Raw genomic sequence first — 21,981 nt, 5'->3', positions numbered from 1 at the left:
TCCCGCGGACACTTGGATCTGCCGACGAGCATCTCCCCGCCGCCCACGTCGGATGAGGCCGGCGCGCCACGAGTTCAGCCTTGGCGCTCGAAGCGGCTGGGGAAGGGGAAGTAGTCCTCCAGGAAGCCGCGCAGCATTTCCGTTGTGGTTTCTTGCAGCTCGGGCGGTGTATTGACGTCGTTGAGGCAGAAAAAGTCGAAGCTGCGGCTCGCCCGAAGCTCAGCGAGCCGCTCCGCGGCGTCCTCACGTGCGATGTCCACATAGCGCAGCTTGAACGTGCCGGGGACGGCACGCCCGGTCAGGTACGCATGGTGATGGTGGAGACTGGCGCCCATGGCGATGTCGGTGATGGCGCGGAATCGTGAACGGCTGGTGCGCTCAACGTCTTCGGTGAAGAGTTCCTCGATGTCCCGCATCACGCTGCGAATCTGCGGATGCGGTGTGTGCATGAATTTGTTGACGATGAACCGGCCGTGCTTCTCGAGGAGCAGTTGCCGGACATTCTTGCCGGCTGAGTTCGGCGCGGGTTCGTCGCCCAGCGGCGAGCCGAGGCCGTACTGGAACGGGGAGAAGGGCAGCTTCGCTATGCCGTTGCCGTGGAAGAAGTGCTCCGCGGTGATCGGGCGTCCCAGGAAGACGTCGTCGTTGAAATACAGATAACGCTCGGACAGACCCTCGATGTGGTGGAGCTGGGTGCCGATGGCGTGGGAATTGAACACCGGCAGCGCTTCTGGATCAGCGAAAATATCCTTGTGGTCCACGACGCGTATTCCGGTCATGGAGGTGTTCAGCCAGGACGGGATCTGTCCGTCCGTGACGATGAAGATGTTGCGGACGAACGGTGCGTACATCTCCAGAGAGCGCAGGGAGTACTTCAGCTCGTCGTGGCTGGTGTAGCGGGACGCGCTGGTCTCCCGCGCGTGAATGCGGCGAGGGGCCGGTGAACCGTTGCGGTAGGACTCGCGCTGTGCGGCCAGACGCGGGTCGGATCCGTCCACCCAGGTGTAGACGACATCGATGTCGAAGTCGACCGCGTCGATCGCAGGCTGGAAGAAGTCCCGGAAGGTGGGGTGATCACGTCCCTGTATCCGACGGGTCGCGGGTATTCGGGCTTCGGCGGTGAGGGAGTCGGATATGGCGTTGGCGCGAGGTGCGATCAGCGTGCCGGGGAGCGCGCTGTCGGGGAGCTGGGTGCGTAGCGAGGACAGTCGCTCGGCCGCCTTGCTCACAGCCTCGGAATCGCTGCCCGCGGCGGCGCCGGCGGCCCGCAGTTCATCGCCGTCCTGCCAGAACTCCACTTCGCATCCGTCCTCGAATCCCGACAGGACCTGTCCGGCCGGACCGAGTTGCAGCTCGGCGAAGCGGATCACCCGGGAACGCTTGAGGGAGGTGGGCAGGGCTCCGTCGGCGTAGAGGGAGGCGTCGTCGGGCCACGCGTCCTTGCCGGGCTTTGCGGCATAGAGCGGCGCCGTGCCGTACAGCTCCCTCAGCGCGCTCAGGAAGGGTTTCCGATCGTCGATCCGCATTCCGACCACGTGGCGACGCGTGGACCTGCCGGGCACCAGGAAGTAATCGACGCCGGCGTGCGCCAGTGCGTCCGTGACCAGGTGAAGATGCCGGGCACGGGCGGCCTCGGCGGTGAAAGAGGTGACCGTGCGGCCGTAGTACGTACGTCCCTGGACGGTCAACTCGGTGACGTCAGGGTTCGAAGCGAGCATCGCGCTCCGCCGCGCAGCGATCCGCTCCTCTTTGCGGCGCCGTGCCTCCGCTTGCTGCCGTGCCTTCTCGGCGGTGGCTGCCTGTAGCCGCTCCTGCTCTCTTCGCGCCCTGATGTGACGGGGCGCGATGCGTTTGGCGGCGGTCGACAAGGCGGAAGGCATGGCGGTGCCCCGTTTCTTAGTCCAAGAGGTCAGGGATATTTATTCGATGATATGTACCTCGCCTGTTGGTGAGGTGTGCTGGGATGTGTGCTTCTGGCCACGTGGCCTGGTCACACCTGCGCGTCAATCCAGGCGAGAACCTTCTCCGGCATGCCAGGGGCGTCGAGCAAGGCCCCGCCGTGTGCCGAGCTGTCCGGCGTGATCTCGACGGTCACTCCGTCGGAAGGCATGTCATGATCCACCTCTTCTGCCGCCTCCAGGTCGAGGGAGTGCTGGGGAGACACGAAGTCGCCGACGGAGTGGATCAAGTACATCGGGGCGTCATCCGTACCGGACGCCCGGTTCTTCACGACCATGTCCTTCCAGGTGCCCCAGCAGCTCGGATGCATGGACGTATCCGTGTCGGCGGGGTCGGGGAAGCATCGCGCCAGAATGGCGGCGTTGTCCCGAACCTTTCGCTCCTTGGCGGTGCTGGTGTCGTGGTTGCCGTCGTTCCACGCGCGATAAGGGGAAGCGACAGGTGAAAGCGCCACCACGCCGCTGACTCGGTCCGCTCCTGCTCCGTAGGTGCCGACCGCTGTTGCGATCTGGCCTCCTGCCGAAGAGCCGAGGAGCACGATCCTGTCGGGGTCCAGGTCGAACTTCGAGGCGTTGGACCGTATCCAGCCAAGGGCCGAAATGGCATCGTTGCGCTGGGCCGGCCATGCGGCGTCGAAATTAAGCCGGTAATCGACCGAAAACACGGCGTATCCCTGGTCGGCAAACGTGCGCGACCAGGTCGCCCAGCCCGAGTCCTCATACCAGTAACCGCCGTGCAGGATGACGATGGCGGGCTGCGCGGAGCTCGATGTGTGCCAGTAGGCGTCCATTTTCTGGCGGGCATGGGAACCGTATGAGTAGACGGCTTCCTGCCGCTCGCTGGACGCGGTACTCGGATTGGCCCCTACGGCCAGCAATGCCCCTACCAGGGCAGTGCAGACCACGAGGTGAGTCCAGAGGCGGCGCATCTCTTTCTCCTGCTCGTCACGAGCTTCATCGGGCACCCCTGTGGTCACCTGTGTCCTAGAACGACCCGTTCCGTCCGTAACCATCTGTGGCTGGCCGGTGGACGTTCAGTGGAATGAAGCCAAAAGAAATATGAAGGCTTCGCGCCCAGCCGTCAAGTGACGAACGATCCGTCATCGACAGAAGTGCCCTGTTTTGGGCGGAAGGCTAGATTCCGGTTCCTTTAAGAGTTGTGGCTGCTTGTGTCGCATAATTCGGGCGGCGTTTGACATGCGTGCCGCTGTGCTACTTAAGTTCTCGCTCGTTTGATTTTTTACCTTCATTGCGGCTCGTGGGTCGGGTGTTCATCCTTCGGTGCGCCCGAGGAAAGGGGGGCGGGGTGTATCAGTTCGTGCGCAGACGCGCGAGGTCCGTCGGTTGGATCGCGACATCATTGGGTTTGACCGTTGCTCTCACTGGTGGCCAAATCTCGACGGGGGAGCCGGCGGTAGCCGTGGCCTCCTGTACCGGCGGGACCACCAGCGATTTCAACGGGGACGGAGTGACCGACACGGTCGTCTCCGATCCCAAGGCCACCGTGAATGGCGTGAAACGAGCTGGACTGGTCCGGGTTGTGCTGGGGGCCGACAAGGGAGTCTTCGAGATCTCGCAGGCGACCACCGGCATGAACGCCGCCGTGGAGCGGGGTGACGAGTTCGGCACCTCACGAGCGTCCTACGACGCGGACGGTGACGGATGTACGGACCTGGTCGTCGGAGCTCCGTACGAGGACATCGCCAAGGACGGAGCCCAGCTCCGTGACGCCGGAGTGATCTGGGTCATACATGGGACACCCGCCGGCGTCGGAAGTGGTTCCGTCATCGAGTCCTACACGCAGGCGCAGTTCCATCCTGGAACGGCGACCGAGGAATACGACCGGTTCGGCTTCTCCCTGCAGGCGGGGACGACTTCGGCCAATGCCGCCTACCTGCTCGTCGGCGCCCCAGGTGAGAACGTGACCAGCGGCGGCAAGGACTACGCAGACGCCGGCTGCGTCCACTACATGCAGGGCACGACCAAGGTCACGATCAACGAGGACGACCCGGGTGTACCCGGCGTCGTCGAAGCGCACGACCGCTTCGGATACTCGCTCACCGGCACCAACCGGTACTTCGCCGTCGGCGCGCCCGGGGAGAAGATCGGAAGCGACGCTCCCTTCGCAGGCGCTGTTGCCGTTTTCAACCACACGCTCGCCCAGGGCTTCCCCACGCCACTGGCCGGAATCGACCAAGGAGGTGTGGGGGAGGGGCTGACCGGCGCGGCAGAGGCCGGTGATCAGTTCGGTACGTCGATCGACATGACGAATTTCCGCCCCGGCGACCAGACCTACAACTCCGACGCCCTGCTGGCGATCGGGACACCGGGCGAAGCCATCGGCTCGGTGGCCGGAGCGGGCACGGTCATGGTGCTGAGAATCCAGCCGTCCGGCACCTACACGGAGATCGCGGTTGCCGACGCCTCCCAGGAGGGTGTGGAGGGCGACGCGACCGCCGGTGACCACTTCGGGCAGCGGGTGGCGATTGCCAACCTGAATGCGTCCGTCGTGAGCAGCGACGCCACGATCCGGCTTGCCGTGGGCATTCCCGGCCGCGAGGCAGGGACGGTCACGGATGCCGGCGCGGTGCACATCCTTCGTCCGCTGGGCACGTCCATCGGCGCCAACGACAAGATCATCACGAGGGCTGCCAGCGGAAGCGTGCTTCCCGGAGCGGCCTCCGCGCGCGACTACACGGGCATGAGCATGACTTCCGGGAGTGCCAACCTCTACGTCGGCGTGCCCTTCAGTAAGGGCACGGACACCTCCAAGGGCGTTCTGTACGTGCTGCCGTGGGCATCGGTCGAAGGCACGAGCAGCGTTGGCACCACCACGTTCAAGCCGGGCACGGGCGGCATCCCCGACGCCGGCACCTCCTTCGGAGTGGTCGGATGACACACGGCACGCCCGGAAGGCGATACACCCTCATGAGACGGATCTCGGTCGGCATCCGCAGCAGAAGCCGGACCGTCCTGGTCACCACCACGCTGTCCGCCGTACTGACCACCAGCCTCGGCGTCCTGCCCACTCCTGGGAGCGCTCCCCAGTCGGCAGCCGCAGCGGACCAGCAGGCCACTGCGTCCGGAGCCACCGAGGCTCAGTTCGAGGCGGTCAGGACCGGCAAGAGTGTCGAGGTTCTGGCGCTCCGTGACGAACGTGCCACCACGGTGGCCAACCCGGACGGCACCTTCACCCACACGCAGTACGTCCAGCCGGTCAGAGTCCGCAAGGACGGCAAGTGGACGGGCATCGACACAGATCTCGTCCGTCAGGAGGACGGCAGTTGGGGCCCGAAGGCCGCCCTTACCGCCATGTCCTTCTCCGACGGAGGCACGGCCACTTTCGCCAGGATGGAGAAGGACGGCCGGTTCATGTCGATGGACTGGCCGGGTAAGCTGCCCAAACCGAAAATTGATGGCCCCACAGCTCTCTACCGCAACGTCCTCAAGGACGTCGACCTCAAGGTCACGGCAAGCGCGGACGGGTTTGCGCACGTTCTCGTCGTCAAGAACGCCAAGGCAGCGAACCACCCCGAGCTCGCCCAGCTCGACCTGCCGGTGAGGACCCGCGGTCTGACGCTCGCGAAGACCGCGGCAGGCGGTGTCGAGGCCAAGGATCCCGCTACCGGCGGAGCTGTGTTCGAGGCCGCCCAGCCCATGATGTGGGACTCCAGCGGCGTGACACCGGAGTCGGGGTCAGAGACGGCCGGGGCGGAGACAGCGGCACCTCCCACTGTTCCGGCCGAGGCGCCGACCGACGCCTCGGCCGCCGTGATGCCTCCGGACGGGTCGCGTGTCGCGGACGTCGGGCTCGGCCTGGCCCGCGGCAAGCTGACGCTGAAGACCGACCTCAGCCTCCTGCGCGGCAAGGACACCGTTTACCCGGTCTACATCGACCCGGTCAACAAGACCGCCAGCCGCACCGGCTGGACGATGGTCTCCTCACACCACTCCTCGTCCGAGTTCTGGAAGTTCTCGGAGGACGAAGGCGTGGGACGCTGTCCTGCGGACGTGTCCTACCTCTGCGTCTCCAGCGACGACAGGAAGCGGCAGTTCTTCGCCATTCCGACGGGCACGTTCGAAGGCAAGAAGATCGTGAGCGCCGAGTTCGCGGTCACCATGGTCCACACCTACAACACCTCCGGCCGCGCAGTGGAGCTCGGCAGAGTCAACTCGTCAGGTGCCAGCGCGATCAACTCGGGGACGAACTGGGGCAACCAGCCCTCCCTCAAGGACAACATCACTTCGAAGTCGCCCACCAACCCGGCCGGTTCGTGCACGTCGACCAACCAGAACGTCCGCTTTCCGGTGACGTCGACCGTGCAGAAGGCCGCGGACAGCGGCTGGGACACCACCACCTTCCGGCTCAAGGCCGCCGAGGAGAGCGACTACTCCTACTGGAAGCGCTTCTGCGGCAACGCCCACCTGGAGGTCACCTACAACCGGCCGCCGCTGCAGCCGGCCATGAAGGACCTGACCATGGCTCCGGGCGGCGTCTGTGAGTACGGACGGCCCGAGGAGCACTATGTCGCCGCACCCCCCAAGATCACGGCAGTCATCAAGGACTACGACCACAACGACGTGGCCGGCAAGACCGAGAGCCTGCAGGCGGAGTTCCGCGTCTTCTGGGTGAAGGACGGCGTTGAGTACTCCAAGACGGCGATGACCGCCGCAGTGAGCACGCGGAACGCCAAGAGCAGCAGCCAGACCGGTGTGGCGACGTTCACCTACACAGTCGGCGACGACGTCACCGGGGACGGCCAGGCGGGCTTTACCGTCCCGCAGAACGTGGTCATCGGCTGGGAGGTCCGCGGCTACGACGGCCAGCACTCGGGGCCGTGGAGTTCCGCGGGCGACGTTTCCACCCGCTGCGAGTTCATCTATGACGCCACCGCGCCCAAGCCGCCCGTGATCTCGTCGACCGACTATCCCTCGGACGGTGCATGGCACGCGGGTGTGGGTGACTACGGCAGTTTCACCTTTGACTCGTCGGATGCCGACGTCACCTCCTACGTCTACCGGTTCAAGGGCGACAGCGACTGGAAGCAGATCGAGTCGGTCACCGCCGGTGGCCCCGCGACGGTGCGGTGGATGCCGCCGGACGAGGGGCCGATGTACGTTGAGGCGAAGGCGGTCGACGGAGCCGGCAACGCCCGGAAGACCGTCACCGCGTACACCTTCCTGGTGAGCGACGGGCGTGCCCCGGTCGCCGGCTGGACGCTCGGTGACGCCAAGGGATCGACCTCCGCCGCCGGAACCAGTGGGGCGCCCGCCGCCGCCGCCGGTTCCGGGGTGACATTCGGGAACGCCGGGCCCACGGGGCCGGCCGACACCGCGGCCTCCTTCGACGGAACCGCCGGAGCCTACCTGGACGCCGGCGTACCGGTCGTGGACACCAGCAGGACCTTCTCGGTCAGCGCCTGGGTGAACATCGCGGAACGTCCCGCCGACGACATCACCATCGTCAGCCAGGACGGTTCGGGCCAGCCCGGATTCGAGCTGGGCTACGACGTGGACACCCAGTCATGGGTCTTCCGCACCCCGACGGCGGAGCTGGAGACCATGGGCACCTGGAAGGTGTCCGGCGCGACCGCGATCCCCGACAGCTGGATGCACCTGATCGGCGTGTACGACGAGGTGACCGGCAAGCTGAGCCTCTCGGTGGACGGTGACCTCCTGGAGGAGGACATCCAGGCACGGCCGACTCCCTGGGATGCCACGGGTCCGCTGCAGATCGGTCGCAAGATCGATCTCGACGGCTACACGGGGCACTTCAAGGGCAGCATCAGCGACGTCCAGGTCCACGACCGCGTCATCACCGAAGCCGAGGGCGAGACGCTGGGCGGGTCCTCCGCGGCGCAGCTCGCGTACTGGGCCATGGACAGTGCCGCCTCCGGTGCCGTTCCGGACGAGACGGAGGGCGGCGTGGGGCTCACCCTGGGCGGGGGAGCGTCCGTCTACCTGCCGGACGACTCGTGCGACCCGGCGCTCGACCCCGACTGCATGCCCGTGGCGGAGCCCTTGTGGGGTGATGGGCACCTCGCCCTGGACGGCGTCGACGACCACGCCACCCGCGGGGCCGGCCTGCTGGCCAAGGAGGACAGCTTCACCCTGACCACCCGGGCGAGGCTCGCCTCCTCCGCACCGGGCAAGGACCTCACCGTGCTGTCCCTGGCCGGATCGGCGGGCAGCGCGCTGGAGGTCCGGTACGTCGTCGAGACGGACCGCTGGCAGCTCAGGACCACCGACAAGGACGGCGCCTCCGCCGCTGTGTCGGAGATCGTGAGCAACATCAGCGCTCCCAGCTCGGAGGGGGACGGTGACCACCTGGCGGTGGTGTATTCGGCCGTTCTCGGAGACGTGCTCCTTTACGTGAACGGCGAACTGGCGGCGAAGACGGCCTGGGACAACTCGTGGGACTTCACCACGGCAAGCGTCCAGGTCGGCCGCACCGTCACAGGTTCCACGGCATCCGGTCACTTCTCCGGAGCCGTTGACGAACTGCGGATCTTCCGCGGTGCTCTCGACCCGAGCATGGTCCCGCTGGTCGCTGGGCTGGTGAGCGGCGAGAGCATCGCCGACACCGTGAGCTGAGCCGCTCTTCCCCTGGAGGGGCTTCGCGCCGACGAGTCCGGAGCCCCTCCTCTCCCATATCCCCATCACTCCTCACCTGGAGCATCAATGCGCACACCCTGGAGGGTGCGCCGCCGTACCCCCGTGCTCAGAAGCACGGTGGTGTCGGTCGGTGTGGCCCTGACCGTCGGTCTGTTGCCGCAGTTCACCCCACAAGCGGTCGCCGAGGACGGAGGCCTCTCCCGGCCTGCGACCCAGACCAGCCTCGATGATCCGGTCGACGGCAAGAACGCCAAGGCCCGGAAGTGGGACAGGAACGATCCCGCGGAGAAGGCCAAGGTCACCAAGGCCGACCGGGTGAACTGGCCGAAGGCCGGCAAGGCCGACTTGGAGCTCGGCGGCAAGCCCGTGCAGGCCGAGGGCCTGCCGGTCAAGGTCGCCAAGGCCGACAGGACGAGCAAGGCGGGGAAGAACGGCTCGACGCCCTCGTCGGTCGAGGTCGAGGTCCTCGGCCGTGAGAAGGCCGAAAAGGCGCACATCGACGGCACGCTGCTGACCGTGGGACGGTCGGACGGCTCCGGCGAGGCAGGGCCGGTCAAGATCACCGTCGACTACTCCTCCTTCGCCGACGCCTACGGTGGCAGCTACGGCTCCCGGTTGAGGCTCGTTGAGTACCCGGAGTGTGTTCTCACCACGCCGGACAAGAAGAAGTGCTCGACCCCCAAGCCGCTGCGGACGGACAACGACGCCGAGGACCGGACGCTGACCGCGGTGGTCTCGGCCGCGGCGGACACCACTGGGGAGAAGGAAGACGCCGGGGCGCAGCCCCGGACCCTCTCGCAGAAGTCGAACGCCACCGGCGCCGGGTTCACCGTGCTGGCGGCCACCGCCGGCGAGAGCGGCGGCCAAGGCGACTACAAGGCCACCTCGCTGCAGCCGTCCTCCCAGTGGTCGGTGTCCAACTCCTCCGGCGCCTTCAACTGGTCCTACCCGATCACCGCACCTCCCGTGCCCGGAGGTCTCGCCCCCAGCGTCTCCTTCGGTTACGGCTCGCAGTCCATCGACGGCCAGACCGCGACCACGAACAACCAGGGATCGTGGGTCGGCCAGGGCTTCTCGTACGAGCCGGGTTACATCGAGCGCCGTTACAAGGGCTGCTCGGAGGACGGGCACGCGGAGACCAACGGTGACCAGTGCTGGGCCTACGGCAACGCGACGATCTCTCTGGCCGGCGGCGCGTCCGGTGAGCTGATCAAGGACGACACCACCGGCGAGTGGCGGGTCTCCTCCGACGACTTCTCCAAGGTGGAGAGGCTCACCGGCGCGACCAACGGTGACAACAACGGCGAGTACTGGAAGATCACCGCCGTCAACGGCACGCAGTACTTCTTCGGTCTCAACCAGCTGCCCGGCTTCGCCTCAGGCGACACCGAGACGGAGTCCGCCTGGACCGTGCCGGTCTACGGTGACGACTCGGGCGAACCCTGCTACGACGCGAACCTCGCCGACGCCCACTGCCGCCAGGCCTGGCGGTGGAACCTGGACTACGTGGTCGACCCCAACGGCAGCGCCATGGCCTACTACTGGGGCAAGGAGACCAACTACTACACCCAGGGCCTGAAGACCGACGAGAACGGCAAGGCTTACACCCGCGGCGGCTACCTCAAGCGCATCGAATACGGTCTGCGCGACGACAGCGTCTACGACACACAGCCCTCCGCCCGGATCGTCTTCACCGCCGCCGAGCGCTGCATAGGCGACCTGACGGACTGCGGCACCGACGAGCTCACGGACTCCACGGCCGCGGACTGGCCCGACGTCCCCTGGGACCGCAACTGCAAGGTCGACACCAAGTGCCCGGGCCAGAACTCCCCCACCTTCTGGACCCGCAAGAAGCTCACCAAGATCACCACTCAGGTGCGTGACGGGGCGACCACCTTCAAGAACGTCGACTCCTGGACCCTCGGCCACGTCTTCTCCGACAACGGTGACGGATCCAAGTCCCTGTGGCTGAACAAGATCGTCCACACCGGTCACGTGGGATCCGACGAGACGGTTCCGACCATCGAACTGGGCGGCATCCAGCTGCCCAACCGCATCGACAAGACCGGCGACAACATCCAGCCGTTCAACCGCTTCCGCCTCAACAGCGTGGTGAGCGAGTCGGGCAGCCACCTGACGGTCAACTACGCCGACACCCAGTGCTCCGAGAAGAACCTACCGGCCGCGGAAAGGTCGACGGTGCGCTGCTACCCGGTGAAGTGGAACCCGCCGGGCGAGGACGATCCGATCACCGACTGGTTCCACAAGTACGTCGTCTCCCAGGTGATCGAGACCGACCTCGTCGGCGGAAGCCCCAAGCAGGTCAGCTCGTACACCTACCTGGGCGACGCCGGCTGGCGCAAGGCGAAGGACGACGGACTCTCCAAGGACGAGTACCGCACGTGGAGTGACTGGCGGGGTTACCAGCGGGTCCGTGTCGAAAAGTCCGACGGAACGAACAAGCCGTCCAACACGAGGACCGAGCAGCTCTTCTTCCAGGGCCTGGACGGCGACAAGAACCCCGACGGGACGGAGAAGTCCTCGACGCTGACCACGTCGACCGGCCAGACCTACACGGACTCGGACTGGCTCAGCGGCTTCGAGGCCGAGACGATCACCTACAACGGCAGCACCGTCGTCTCCAAGTCCACCACCACCGCATGGAACAAGGTGACCGCCACCCGCGCCAAGAGCTGGGGCACGCGGTACGCCCGCTTCCTCAAGCCGTTGCGCACGGACACCTACACCGCGCTCCCGGGCGGCGGCTGGCGGCAGACCGCCTCGACCACCACCTACGACGACAAGACCGGCCGCGTGACGCAGGTCGCCGACCACGGCGAGCTCGGCGTCGCCGACAACAAGTGCACCACGAACGAGTACGCCGACAACCCTGACAAGCACATGTACTCGTTCGTCGCCCGGGTCGAGGTACTCGGAGTCGGCTGCGACACGACACCCGACAGGTCGAAGCAGGTCATCTCCGACGACCTGACCCTCTACGACGGCACCACCGACGTGGGCGCGGCCCCGACCAAGGGCCACCCCACGACGATCAAGCGCCTCGCCTCGCACGACGGCTCCGCGGCGACCTACCAGACGGTCACGCAGGCGACCTACGACACCTACGGTCGTCCGCTGACCGTCAAGGACGCGGCGGGCACCACCACCACCACGACCTACACGGAGACCAACGGCCTGGCCACGGCCAAGACCGACAAGAACCCGTTCGGCTGGGAAACCACGACCTACTACGCCCCCGAGTGGGGCAGCCCGACCGGACAGGTCGACCCGAACGGCAAGCGGACCGACCTCGCGTACGACGCGTTCGGCCGCCTCACCTCGGTGTGGCTGCCGGACCGCCCGAAGGCCAACTACACCCCGTCGATCAAGTACTCGTACGGCATCCGCCGCGACGGCCCGAACTACGTCCACACGGAAAAGGTGGAGAAGGACGGGAAGTCGTACGGCAGCGAGTACACGCTGTACGACGGCCTCCTACGGCCGCGCCAGATCCAGACGGAGGGCGCCGGCGGCAACCGCCTGATCGCCGACACCCTCTACGACGGCGTCGGACGCACGGTCACGACGAACGACACGTACGCCGTGACGGGTGCGCCGTCCACCGACCTCTTCCTGCCGGAAGGCAAGGACCTCGACGCCCAGACCGTCACCGTGTACGACGGCGCCGGGCGCACGACCGCGGAGATCCTCAACGTCGCAGGGGCGGAGAAGTACCGCACCACCTACGCGCACGAAGGCGACCGGGTCCACGTCGACCCGCCGACGGGACAGACACCCACCACGAAGATCGTCGACGCGCACGACCGGGTCGTCGAACTGCGGCAGTACGACAAGTCGACCAGCCCGGTACCCACCGGCACCGAGACCGACTACCTCTCCACGACCTACACCTACACGCCGTCCGGGCAGTTGAGCGTCGTCAAGGACGACGCCGGCAACACCTGGTCGTACGCCTACGACCAGCGGGGCCGGAAGAAGGAGGCGGTCGACCCGGACACGGGCAAGTCCACCTTCGAATACGACGCCCTCGACCGGATGACGTCGGTCAAGGACTCCCGCGGCAAGACGACCACGACGACCTACGACGCCATCGGCCGCAAGACGGGCACGTGGGACGGCCCGGCCGAGACCGGCACCAAGCTGTCGGTCACCAAGTGGGACAGCATCGCCAAGGGGCACCTCTACGCCGAGTACACCTACAAGAACAACGCCGTCTACTCGTCCGTTCTCTACGCGGCCCTCGACGAGACGTACCAGCCGACGTTGGTGAAGTACAACCTCTCGACGACCGCCGAACCGAAGCTGGGCGGAGCCTACGAGTTCACCACCCAGTACAACGCCGACGGCAGCGTCCAGAGCCAGAGCTTCCCGGCCACCGGCGGCCTGTCCGCGGAAACCATCCGCTACCAGTACGACGACATCCAGCGCCCCGTCGGCCTCACCACCTCACTGAGTGGCGGAAGCTACGTCACCGGGACGACCTACTCGCCCACGAGCCAGCTGGAGCAGATGCAGCTCTCGCTGGGTGGCACCAACAAGAAGACCTGGCTCAGCTACGAGTACGAGCAGGGCACCGACCGGCTCACCAGGTCGAGTGTGATCGTCGAGGGTGCGACGGCGGCCGCGTACGAGGGCGCCTACACCTACGACCAGGCGGGCAACGTCCGCTCCATCGTGGACACGCCGACCGGCGGCACCACCGACGCCCAGTGCTTCACCCACGACGGCCTGCGCCAGATGACCTCGGCATGGACGTCTAAGGTCACGCCGGACCGCAAGGTCGGCACCGGTGCGCCGGACGCGGCCTGTGCGGCAGAGCCCAGCGCGTCCAACGTCGGGGGGACGGCGGCCTATTGGTCGTCGTACACCTACGACTCGATCGGGAACCGCAAGACCCAGACCCGGCACGGGCTGTCCGGAGCACCGACCCGCGAGACGTCCTACGTCTACGGTGAGGACGGCGCCGGCCCGCACCAGCTCACGACGGCGGTCACCAAGACCGCCGCCACCAGCACCACGCCCGAGGTCGTCTCCCAGAACACCTACGACTACGACACCAGCGGCAACACCACGCATCGTGTCCTTGACGGTGACACCCAGACGCTGACCTGGAACAACCAGGGCGACCTGACCACGGTCAAGGAAGCGAACGGGAGTGAGACCGCCTACGTCTACGACTCCGCCGGTAGCCGCATCGTGCGCGAGACGCCGACGGACAAGACGTTCTACCTGCCGGGCATGGAGCTCAAGCTCACCAAGTCCAGCGGCACGGTCGAGGCCCAGCGCTTCTACTCCTTCGGCGGCCAGACCATCGCCGTCAGGGACAAGAGCGGCGTCACCTTCCTCGCCTCCGACCACCACGGCACCGCCCAGATCGCCGTCAAGGCGCTCACCGGCGAGACCCAGCGCCGGCGCCTGGACCCGTTCGGCGAGAACCGGGACCAGACCTCGACCGGCCAGAGCGCCTGGCCGACGGACAAGGGCTTCGTCGGCGGCACCAACGACAAGACCACGGGCCTGGTGCACCTCGGAGCCCGTGAGTACGACGCCACGACCGGGCGGTTCATATCCGCCGACCCGATCATCGACTACACCGATCCGCAGCAGGTCAACGGCTACGCCTACAGCTACAACAACCCCGTCACCTTCTCCGACCCCGACGGGCTGAAGCCGGACGACTGCATCCACAACGGTGTCCAGTGCAGCCTGAACAGCAAGGGCGGCTGGGACGTCAAGGTCACCTCGACCTACTACACGTACTACGGCTACCAGGCCCCCAGCGAGACGGCTGCCGACTACAAGGCCAGGAAGGCCGCGCGCGAGGCGGAGCTGGCCAAGCAGCGTGCGATCGCCGCGGCCAAGGAGATCGCTGCGATCGCGGCGGACGAGCTCGGGCTCACTGCTGCTCTCGACTGCTTCACGACGGGAGCGCTGGGGTCCTGCGGCGAAGTCGCTTTCTCCGTGATCACCAGTCTCGTCGGCGGTATCGTCGGCAAACTGGCCGCCAAGTACGCACCACCGTGGAACTGGGCCAAGGGCTTCGCCCTCGGTAAGCGGCTGTGGAATCTTGCCGACGACCTCTGGGAGGGCGTCAAGGGCTGGTGGAAGAACAGCGGCCTTGCGGGCAAGGCAACCGGATGCCTTGCGCCCAACAGTTTCACCCCATCCACGCGGGTTCTGATGGCCGATGGCGCTACCAAAGCCATCAAGGATGTGCGCATCGGTGACAAGGTCATAGCGCGGGATCCGGAAACCGGAGAAACCTCCGTCCAGACCGTCACTGCTGAAATCAAGGGTGAGGGCCTGAAGCGCCTCGTCATGATCACCATCGACGTCGATGGGGAAGCGGGCACCAAGACGGCCAAGGTCACGGCCACCGACGGTCACCCCTTCTGGGTTCCCGAACTGCGCGCCTGGGTCGACGCCACCGATCTCGAATCCGGAAACTGGCTCGAGACCAGTGCCGGCACGCGTGTGCAGGTCACTGCGGTGAAGCGCTCCAGTGTCACCTCGGCGACCGTTTACAACCTGACAGTCAGTAGCGCGCACACGTACTATGTGCTGGCGGGGGCAACTCCGGTTCTCGTTCATAACACCGGCGGCAGCGGCCACATGTGCGATATCACCGCGACAGCTCCTGACGGGAGCACGCGTGTCGATGTGAAGCTGGAGAGCGGTGACATGACTCCGGAGGAGGCTGCTCTCGGCTATCCCAATAATTCCGCTTTCACGCACACGGAGCACCGGTTCTCGCGTATGGCAGGTGCCTCTACAGGACCGAAGGTCTCGCTTCCGAACGATCCGTTCGCTGGTAAGTACCCGTTGAGTCCTGGTGACGCGGTGACGATGCAAGGCCAGCTTCCGCCCTGCTCAAGGTGTAAGGGAGCAATGAACCGCATGGTCCGGGAATTGGGAGTGACGGTTACGTATACATGGGACGGAGCCAAGGGCGCCGGAACGTGGAAGGCGAGGGGCTAAGGATGAGACTGACCGCCACAGAGGTCGGGTTCTTTGAGGACTACGAGGATGAGGAGGCCCTTGAAGTAGGCGTCAGCGGGATCGACGACGCTGGCGTTCGGAGATCATTCTCGATCCAGCGATCCACCTATGAGCCGGACGAGCAGGAAGTGCAGTCTGGAATGGACTCCTACAACGTCTCGAACGAGCAGGGGTTCACGGTTTACGGCTGTCTGCGGCGTGTGCAGCTTAACGGCACGCTGCTGGCCCTGGAGTTCACAACTGAAGACGCGGAGATTCTTGAAACCTCGGCTGTCGTGGAAGTGGACCTGCGTGATTCGGGAGTCGATATTGCGAGCCTGTCCACGAAACTAAGTGAGATCTTGGACTGGGGGGCCCGCGAGAAGCGGCCAGAACTGGTCGGGCTGAACGTTTCCGAGTAGCCTTCTCGTGGGCGATTTCCTCGCCTTACGCTGACGCTGGCCGTTCAGATCAATGCATATGGGCCCCGCCCGGAAGAACTTCCGGGCGGGGCCCATATGGCGTTTGACGGCAACGCTGACGGCAACGTCAGCGGACGACTGCTGTCGAGGGCGGATCGTCTGGGTCGTCGGTTGTGCCCAGGGCGTGGCCCAGGGTGTCGATGGCTTGGCGTTGGAGGCGGAGTCGTACGTGGGCGTAGACGCCGGCGGTGACGCCGATGTGGGCGTGGCCCAACAGCTCCTTGATCACGACGAGGTCGACGCCCTGTTCCAGGAGGAGGGTGGCGGTCGAGTGTCGGAGGTCATGGAAGCGGATGCGGCGGAGTCCTGCCCGGTTGCGGAAGTTGTGGAAGCGGCGGGTGAGGTTGGCCGGGTCGAGAGGCCGTCCGGTCGGCGTGGTGAAGACGAGGCCGTTGTCTGTCCAGGCTGGTCCTGCCGTCTCGCGCTCCTTGTCCTGCCGTTCCTGGTGCTTCTTGAGGGAGTGGATGCATTCGGTCGGGAGTGCGATGCGGCGCTCGGACGCCCGGGTCTTGGTGGGGAGATGTGTGAGGCCGCCGGTTCGGGTGCGCTGGAGTGAGCGGCGGATGCTGGCTGTTCCGGTGGTGAGGTCGAGGTCTTCCCAGTGGAGGCCGAGGAGTTCGCCTTTGCGGAGTCCGGTGCGGAGGGCGAGTTCGTACAGGGCGTGGAGCCGGTCGGCGCGGGCCGCGTCGAGGAACTGCCGGGCCTCGGTCGCGGTGAGCGGACGGAAGCGCCTGGGCTGGTGCGTGGTGGTCTTGACGTTGCGGGCGACGTTGCGGGGCAGCTCGTCTTCGCGGACGGCGTGTTCCAGTGCCGACTTGAGCACCGAGTGCACGTAGGTCACGGTCGAAGCGGACAGCTGCTTCTGGCAGCACTCGCCGACCGCACAGCACTGCTTCCGTTCGATGTCCAGCCCCTGGGTGCAGCACTGGCAGGTGGTGCGGAGCCGGTCGAGGAAGGTGCGCACGTCCTTGGCCGTGAGGCGCGCGACCTTCTTGGTGCCGAGTCCGGGGATGAGGTGGAGGCGGACGCAGGCGGCGTAGCGGGTGTGGGTGTTCTCGCGGAGCCGGTGGACGGCGACGCTGCCGAGCCAGTAGGTGAGGTAGTCGCCGAGGGCGCTGTCGGCGGTGGCGACAGGGAGACCGCGGTTGCTGTCGGCGATCTTCTCGGCGAGCTTGTCGGCGGTTTCTCTCCGGGTGGTGCCGTAGACGCGGACGCGTTTGCGGGTGCCGTTGGCGGCGAGGACGTAGCCGGCGGCTTCCCAGCGGCCGTCCTTGCGCTGGTAGATGGTGCCTTCGCCGTTGGCGCGGGCCTTCTTGCGCTTGGGGGCGGTCATCGGGAGGCCTCTTCCAGGTGGCGCTGGACGTAGTCGTCCAGGGCGTGGGCGGGGATGCGGCGGGCGCGGCCGATGGTGAGCGAGGTCAGGCGGTGGGTGCGCAGGAGGTCGTAGAGGGCGGAGCGGCCGATCTTGAGGCGGGCCATGGCCTCGGGGACGGTGAGGAGTTCGTCGTCACGCACCGGCCGTCACCGCCCGTTCGCGCGTCGGGCTGCCGTGGATGAGTGCGGCGAGGCGTTCGAGGTCGGGGGTGAGACCGGTGCCGTCGTAGGCCCAGTGGGCGATGACGAGGGTGGTCGGTGAGGGCGGAGGGGTGTGGCGGCGGTGCCAGGCGGCGCGGGTGGCCCGGAGGGCGCTGAGGGTGGTGGAGTAGGCGCGGGTCTTGGTGGAGAAGTGGCCGCGGAAGCCGAGCATGTGGGCCCCGTACTGCTTCAAAACCGCTTCACGTGGTTTGACCAGGGGCTTTGTCGAGTGGTCAGCCTGCCCGGCGGTACTCGTTGATGAGGCCGCCGACGGCTTGTTTGCGCTGGATTCGGGGCGTGGGTAGAGGTATGACGTTGGGGTCGTCGAGCGGTGCGAGCTGGCCGCGGCCTTGGTGGGGCCGGTGTTCGTTGAAGTGCTGGGCGTACGCGTGGAGGAGCTTCTCGGCGTGGCTGCGGTTGTAGATCAGTAGCCGATTGGTGCACTCATGGCGTACGGAGCGTATGAACCGTTCGGCGTGCGGGTTGCAGTTGGGGCTGCGTGGCGGGGTCTTGGTCACGGTGATGTCCTGGCCGGCGAAGACGGCGTCGAATGCGGCCGTGTACTTGGTGTCTCTGTCCCGGATCAGGTAGGTGAAGCGGTCGGCCCGGTCACCGAGGTGCCACATGAGCTGGCGGGCCTGCTGGGTGGTCCAGGCGGCAGTGGGATGAGCGGTGACGCCGAGGATGTGCACGGTGCGAGTGCGGACCTCCATGACGAACAGGGCGTACAGGCGCTGCAAGCCGATGGTGTCGAGGTGGAAGAAGTCCGTCGCCAGCAGGCCGCTGGCTTGGGCCTTGAGGAATTGGCTCCACTCGCGCCGGGCGGGGTGGCGGCGTGGTGCGGGGCCGAGGCCGGCTTCACGCAGGACGCGGCGGACGGTCGCGGCGCTGACCTTGTGCCCGAGGCGGCGCAGCTCGCCATGGACGCGGCGTGCACCCCAGCGAGCGTTCTCACCTCCGAGTCGGATGATGAGGTTTCGGAGCTCGTCGGAGATGGGCGGGCGCCCCGGCGCCGCCGGCTGCGTCCACTTCCTTCCGACCAGGCGCTGATGCCAGGTGAGTAGGGTGCGCGGTGAGACGATGCGATGGCCACGCAGGACTCGGGGGAGTGGGCGGGCGAGTGCGGAGAGAAGGGTCCGTCCCGGCCAGGTTGCCTTTGGGGCCCTGACCTGTCGGCGTAGCAGCGCAACCTCGTGCCGAAGGACCAGGATCTCCGCGTCCTTCGCGGCCGAGGACCGACACATCAGGGCCAGCCACGCGAGGATGCGAGTGGTAAACAGGTAGGTCATGCGTACGAGCACGAGACCGATCCTGCCGGATGCTCGACAGGCTCATTCCTTTAGGTCAGACCTGGTGAAGGAATTTTGAAGCACTACGGGCCGTTGCGGTCCAAGCTGGTCAGGCTCGTGGACCGTGGCTGGCCACCCAAACGCGAGGACGGTAAGTTCACCGTCCGCTTGTGACCGATGACCGCGTGCCCACCATCACGGGGGAAGGCCCCGGTCGCCACAACGCTCTCAGCGCCATCTTTGCCTCCTCCGCTGCTGGACTCTGCTGTGTCGCCGCGGTCGCGAAAAGCTGGTTGCACACGAACGTCCCGAGCGTTGTCGCCGACCAGCGCATGCGGGACTACGGATGGGTTGATCAGCCCATAATTGGAGTCAGTGCCGAGCGACCGGCGCATCGCACCCGCCCCGGGTGCATTCACCGCGATCGGAGAGCATCGTGAAGAACAGCGCGTTGTGGCGAGTGGTTGACAGCGAGAGCGGTACCCAGTCCATCGTCAGCACGCCCTCCGAGGCGGTCGCGTTTGTCAACAGCCGGTTCGACACCGATGGCGACGACGAGCCGTTCAGCATCACCAAGGTCGGCCCTCTCCTTCCAAAGCCGCTCGGGGTGATCACCGCATGGGCGGCCAAGAAGGACGGGGAGCGGACCGACGGGCGTACTGCGCCGATCATAATCAGGCCGGTTGTGACGGATAACGCCGTCGAGTGCGATGACGTCGTGCTTTGGGGCGACGTGCATGTCTCCTGGGACCATGACATGTACACCGTCGAGGGGCCGGACGGCTCCGAGTACAGCGAGGCTGACAGCGCAGCCGAGTTGAGTGAAATCCTCGACGAGTACGCCGGTGACTACGAGTACGCGCCTGACGGGTCTGACAGTCACACGCGGCCGAACCCGCGAGAGTTGATCCGCTACGGTGCCCAGGAGTGTGCCGACCGGTTCGGACACCTTGACGACAACGCGCTGCTGTGGCTCGCTGCCACCCGCATCACGCTTGCCCTGTGGCGCAACACACCCGTCGAGAACTGGCATGCCGGGAAGAGTCCGCTGCACGACGGCACGATGATGCGGATCAACGCGGCAACCACCCGGATCGTACGCTCGATGCTGTCGTTCGACCATGTCGACTGGATCGCTATCGGTCTCGCCATCGTCAACCCATCTCGGGTTCTACCGACAGGACAGTCAGTGCTCGAGCTCGGGCTGGCCTGCCACAACCCTGACGACCCGACGCACGAGGTTGATCCGCGAGAAGATCTCGCAGAGATGGCACAGAGCGCGATCGATTGGGGTCGAACGTACTGCCTTCGCGAGAAGGAGTTCGGCCTGCGAACCCTGATCAAATTCTTCTGCGCGTTCGACAACGGCTGGTTTGGAGCGCCGAGTTGGGGGCGCATCGTCGACCGGTTCCTCACGGCTGTCGACGACCGGGAGAATGCGCACTGGCGCACGCACCGGGACGAGCCTTGGTTCGACGAGTGGTTCACCAACCGCCCGGCCGACATTGCGGACACCACGGAATTTCGTCGGCTGCTCCTTGCCGGGCCTGACCTGCTGTCCGAGGAGGCCGCCGAATGGTGCGTGGATGGTGCCATCGGCTACGTCTGCCAGGACGACCACGCGAACGGCTGCCCGCGGTGCGGTATCCCGCTGGCAACGGACTCCTCGAACGAATGAACGTGGGCGCCAGCGTAAAAAACCGCAATCCACCACAGGGCTGCCCGCGCGGCGGGGCTGTCCTACTCGGCCGGCAGACGGAGCATCGGTTCGAAGGCCGCGTTCTCCTTGCCCTCGACCGAGGGGAGTAAGCCGTCCGGGACGGTGCGGGCGGCGGTGGTGAGGAGACGGGCCAGGACCTCGGGCTCGGTGGCAGGGGGGAGACGGAGGGCGGCGAGGAGGCGCTCACGGACCTCGGGGTTGGTCAGGGTTGTCCTCAAGGTAGTCGGCGTTAAGCGTGGGGGGACGGAAGCCGGCCAGGGCGTCGTGCCAGGAGGGGAGGACGATGGCCAGGGTCAGGGCCTCGGCGCGGGACTCCGCGATGAGGGAGGCATGGCCCTCGGAGTCGGGGTAGAGGACGGGGCGGATGCGGTCGGAGCCGGTCGGGCCGCAGAGGTAGTGGGTGCCTCCCGTGTTGCAGCCGGCCACGAGCTCCACCGGGACACCGGCCAGCAGGGCGATCGACCCGATGGGGTCGGTCCGCGTGAGGCCGAATTCGCCTTCGCAGGCGAGGTGCGCCTCCACCTCGGGGTCGGTGGCGATCCGGCGGAGCAAGGCCTTGACGCACCTGATCAGGGACCGCGACAGCAAGTTCACCCGCGCATTCGACGCCGTCTTCGAGGCCGAGGGCATTAAGATCGTCACCACCGGCATCCGCGTTCCCCGTATGAACTCGATCATGGAACGCTGGGTGCAGACCTGCACGCACGAGATCCTCGACCGGAGCTTGATCTGGAAGCAGGCCCACCTGCTCCACGCCCTCGGCGAGTTCGAAGCCTTCTACAATCAGCACCGGCCCCACCGCACCCTGCACAGCGCAGCCCCCTTGCGGCCGGCCACCGAGCCGATCACCGAACCGGAGCGACTCGACCGGCTGGACGTCCATCGACGTGGCCGACTCGGCGGGGTTCTCCACGAGTGCGTACACGCCGCTTGACCTGTGCGGATGTAATACTCGGCACCCGCAGGTACTCAGTGGGCATCTTGTCGTACGAGACGCTGTTCCCGGCCGCACGTGGTCCGGAGCACGGACCCAGACCCGGTACTCGGCAGGCTCCACCGAGTCCCTGGGGCCGTTGCGGTACGCCGGGAGCCCTACCTCGTACCGCCAGCCGTCGGGAGTCTGGCGCCGGGACAACAAGCGGGCGACGACCTCCTGGTCCCCGGGCAGTAGTAGCCGGATGGGCGGCGGTAGCGGCTCGGGGGCGGAAGACGCCGTCATGTCTCCCACCGTACGAACGAGCGCCGGGACGCCGACAATGGGCACGGCCTAGGCCCTGTCTGATAATTGATCTTGTGGTGGGTCGTGGTGAGCTGACGGATGCGGCGTGGGAGCGGATAGCGCC

The 21,981-nt window shown here is 66.5% G+C and carries 12 protein-coding genes and 2 pseudogenes; 6 read left to right on the top strand and 8 right to left on the bottom strand.

Features of this window, described 5'->3' with window-relative positions; all coding sequences use genetic code 11:
- Positions 1 to 74: 74 nt before the first annotated feature.
- Both A2U95_RS31055 and A2U95_RS31050 read right to left on the bottom strand, forming a co-directional pair.
- On the bottom strand, positions 75 to 1,880 hold the full coding sequence (locus A2U95_RS31055; protein WP_166029230.1) for a stealth family protein: 1,806 nt from the start codon (positions 1,878 to 1,880) through the stop codon (positions 75 to 77).
- Positions 1,881 to 1,990: 110 nt separating this feature from the next.
- Entirely contained in the window at positions 1,991 to 2,935 is a 945-nt protein-coding gene (locus A2U95_RS31050; protein ID WP_240958502.1) for an alpha/beta hydrolase, read from the bottom strand.
- Positions 2,936 to 3,426: 491 nt separating this feature from the next.
- Between A2U95_RS31050 and A2U95_RS31045 the strand changes: the two genes are divergently transcribed.
- The 4 genes from A2U95_RS31045 (at position 3,427) to A2U95_RS31030 (ending at position 15,994) form a co-directional block, all read left to right on the top strand.
- A complete protein-coding gene (locus A2U95_RS31045) occupies positions 3,427 to 4,854 on the top strand; it encodes an FG-GAP repeat protein (RefSeq protein ID WP_166029229.1) in 1,428 nt (475 codons plus the stop codon).
- A gap of 32 nt (positions 4,855 to 4,886) precedes the next feature.
- A complete protein-coding gene (locus A2U95_RS31040; RefSeq protein WP_166029227.1) occupies positions 4,887 to 8,552 on the top strand; it encodes a LamG-like jellyroll fold domain-containing protein in 3,666 nt (1,221 codons plus the stop codon).
- A 123-nt stretch (positions 8,553 to 8,675) separates the two neighbouring features.
- Positions 8,676 to 15,572 (top strand): polymorphic toxin-type HINT domain-containing protein, encoded by a 6,897-nt coding sequence (locus tag A2U95_RS31035; RefSeq protein ID WP_240958500.1) that lies wholly within the window; start codon positions 8,676 to 8,678, stop codon positions 15,570 to 15,572.
- Positions 15,573 to 15,574: 2 nt separating this feature from the next.
- Positions 15,575 to 15,994: an Imm10 family immunity protein gene (locus A2U95_RS31030; RefSeq protein ID WP_206283129.1), complete on the top strand. Its 420-nt coding sequence runs from the start codon at positions 15,575 to 15,577 to the stop codon at positions 15,992 to 15,994.
- Between the two features lie 127 nt (positions 15,995 to 16,121).
- Here the strand turns inward: A2U95_RS31030 and A2U95_RS31025 are convergent, their stop codons facing one another.
- The 4 genes and pseudogenes from A2U95_RS31025 to A2U95_RS31010 form a co-directional block, all read right to left on the bottom strand.
- Positions 16,122 to 17,387: a tyrosine-type recombinase/integrase gene (locus A2U95_RS31025; protein ID WP_166029221.1), complete on the bottom strand. Its 1,266-nt coding sequence runs from the start codon at positions 17,385 to 17,387 to the stop codon at positions 16,122 to 16,124.
- Positions 17,384 to 17,569: a helix-turn-helix domain-containing protein gene (locus A2U95_RS31020; RefSeq protein ID WP_166029219.1), complete on the bottom strand. Its 186-nt coding sequence runs from the start codon at positions 17,567 to 17,569 to the stop codon at positions 17,384 to 17,386. The genes A2U95_RS31025 and A2U95_RS31020 overlap by 4 nt, the downstream gene beginning before the upstream one ends.
- A pseudogene (locus A2U95_RS31015) lies at positions 17,562 to 17,921 on the bottom strand (replication initiator); the annotation flags it as partial. The pseudogene A2U95_RS31015 and the gene A2U95_RS31020, both read right to left, overlap by 8 nt.
- Positions 17,863 to 18,930, bottom strand: a complete 1,068-nt coding sequence (locus A2U95_RS31010; protein ID WP_166029217.1) for an integrase core domain-containing protein — start codon at positions 18,928 to 18,930, stop codon at positions 17,863 to 17,865. The gene A2U95_RS31010 and the pseudogene A2U95_RS31015, both read right to left, overlap by 59 nt.
- Before the next feature lie 424 nt (positions 18,931 to 19,354).
- Here A2U95_RS31010 and A2U95_RS31005 point away from each other — a divergent pair, with 424 nt between their 5' ends.
- Complete coding sequence (locus A2U95_RS31005; RefSeq protein WP_240958498.1) at positions 19,355 to 20,596, top strand: hypothetical protein; 1,242 nt, start codon at positions 19,355 to 19,357, stop codon at positions 20,594 to 20,596.
- Between the two features lie 62 nt (positions 20,597 to 20,658).
- On the opposite strand, the gene A2U95_RS33230 is transcribed toward A2U95_RS31005, so the two are convergent.
- Both A2U95_RS33230 and A2U95_RS31000 read right to left on the bottom strand, forming a co-directional pair.
- A complete protein-coding gene (locus A2U95_RS33230; RefSeq protein WP_240958496.1) occupies positions 20,659 to 20,856 on the bottom strand; it encodes a hypothetical protein in 198 nt (65 codons plus the stop codon).
- Positions 20,822 to 21,190, bottom strand: coding sequence for a hypothetical protein (locus A2U95_RS31000; RefSeq protein ID WP_240958494.1), 369 nt, complete (start codon positions 21,188 to 21,190; stop codon positions 20,822 to 20,824). The genes A2U95_RS33230 and A2U95_RS31000 overlap by 35 nt, the downstream gene beginning before the upstream one ends.
- A 13-nt stretch (positions 21,191 to 21,203) precedes the next feature.
- Between A2U95_RS31000 and A2U95_RS30995 the strand changes: the two are divergent.
- Positions 21,204 to 21,572: pseudogene (locus tag A2U95_RS30995) on the top strand (integrase core domain-containing protein); the annotation flags it as partial.
- Positions 21,573 to 21,981: the final 409 nt, after the last annotated feature.

Origin of the sequence: Streptomyces chilikensis, assembly GCF_001642695.1 — a bacterium.
In the GTDB taxonomy this organism is placed as follows: Bacteria; Actinomycetota; Actinomycetes; order Streptomycetales; family Streptomycetaceae; genus Streptomyces; species Streptomyces chilikensis.
The sequence above is the reverse complement of the archived record's forward strand: the minus strand, read 5'-3'. Positions and strand labels throughout refer to the sequence as shown.

Excerpts from the sequence above, each read along its gene's own strand:
- A2U95_RS31030 (WP_206283129.1), top strand. The coding sequence starts at position 15,575 with ATGAGACTGACCGCCACAGAGGTCGGGTTCTTTGAGGACTACGAGGAT.
- A2U95_RS31055 (WP_166029230.1), bottom strand. The coding sequence starts at position 1,880 with ATGCCTTCCGCCTTGTCGACCGCCGCCAAACGCATCGCGCCCCGTCAC.
- A2U95_RS31025 (WP_166029221.1), bottom strand. The coding sequence starts at position 17,387 with ATGACCGCCCCCAAGCGCAAGAAGGCCCGCGCCAACGGCGAAGGCACC.
- A2U95_RS31040 (WP_166029227.1), top strand. The coding sequence starts at position 4,887 with ATGAGACGGATCTCGGTCGGCATCCGCAGCAGAAGCCGGACCGTCCTG.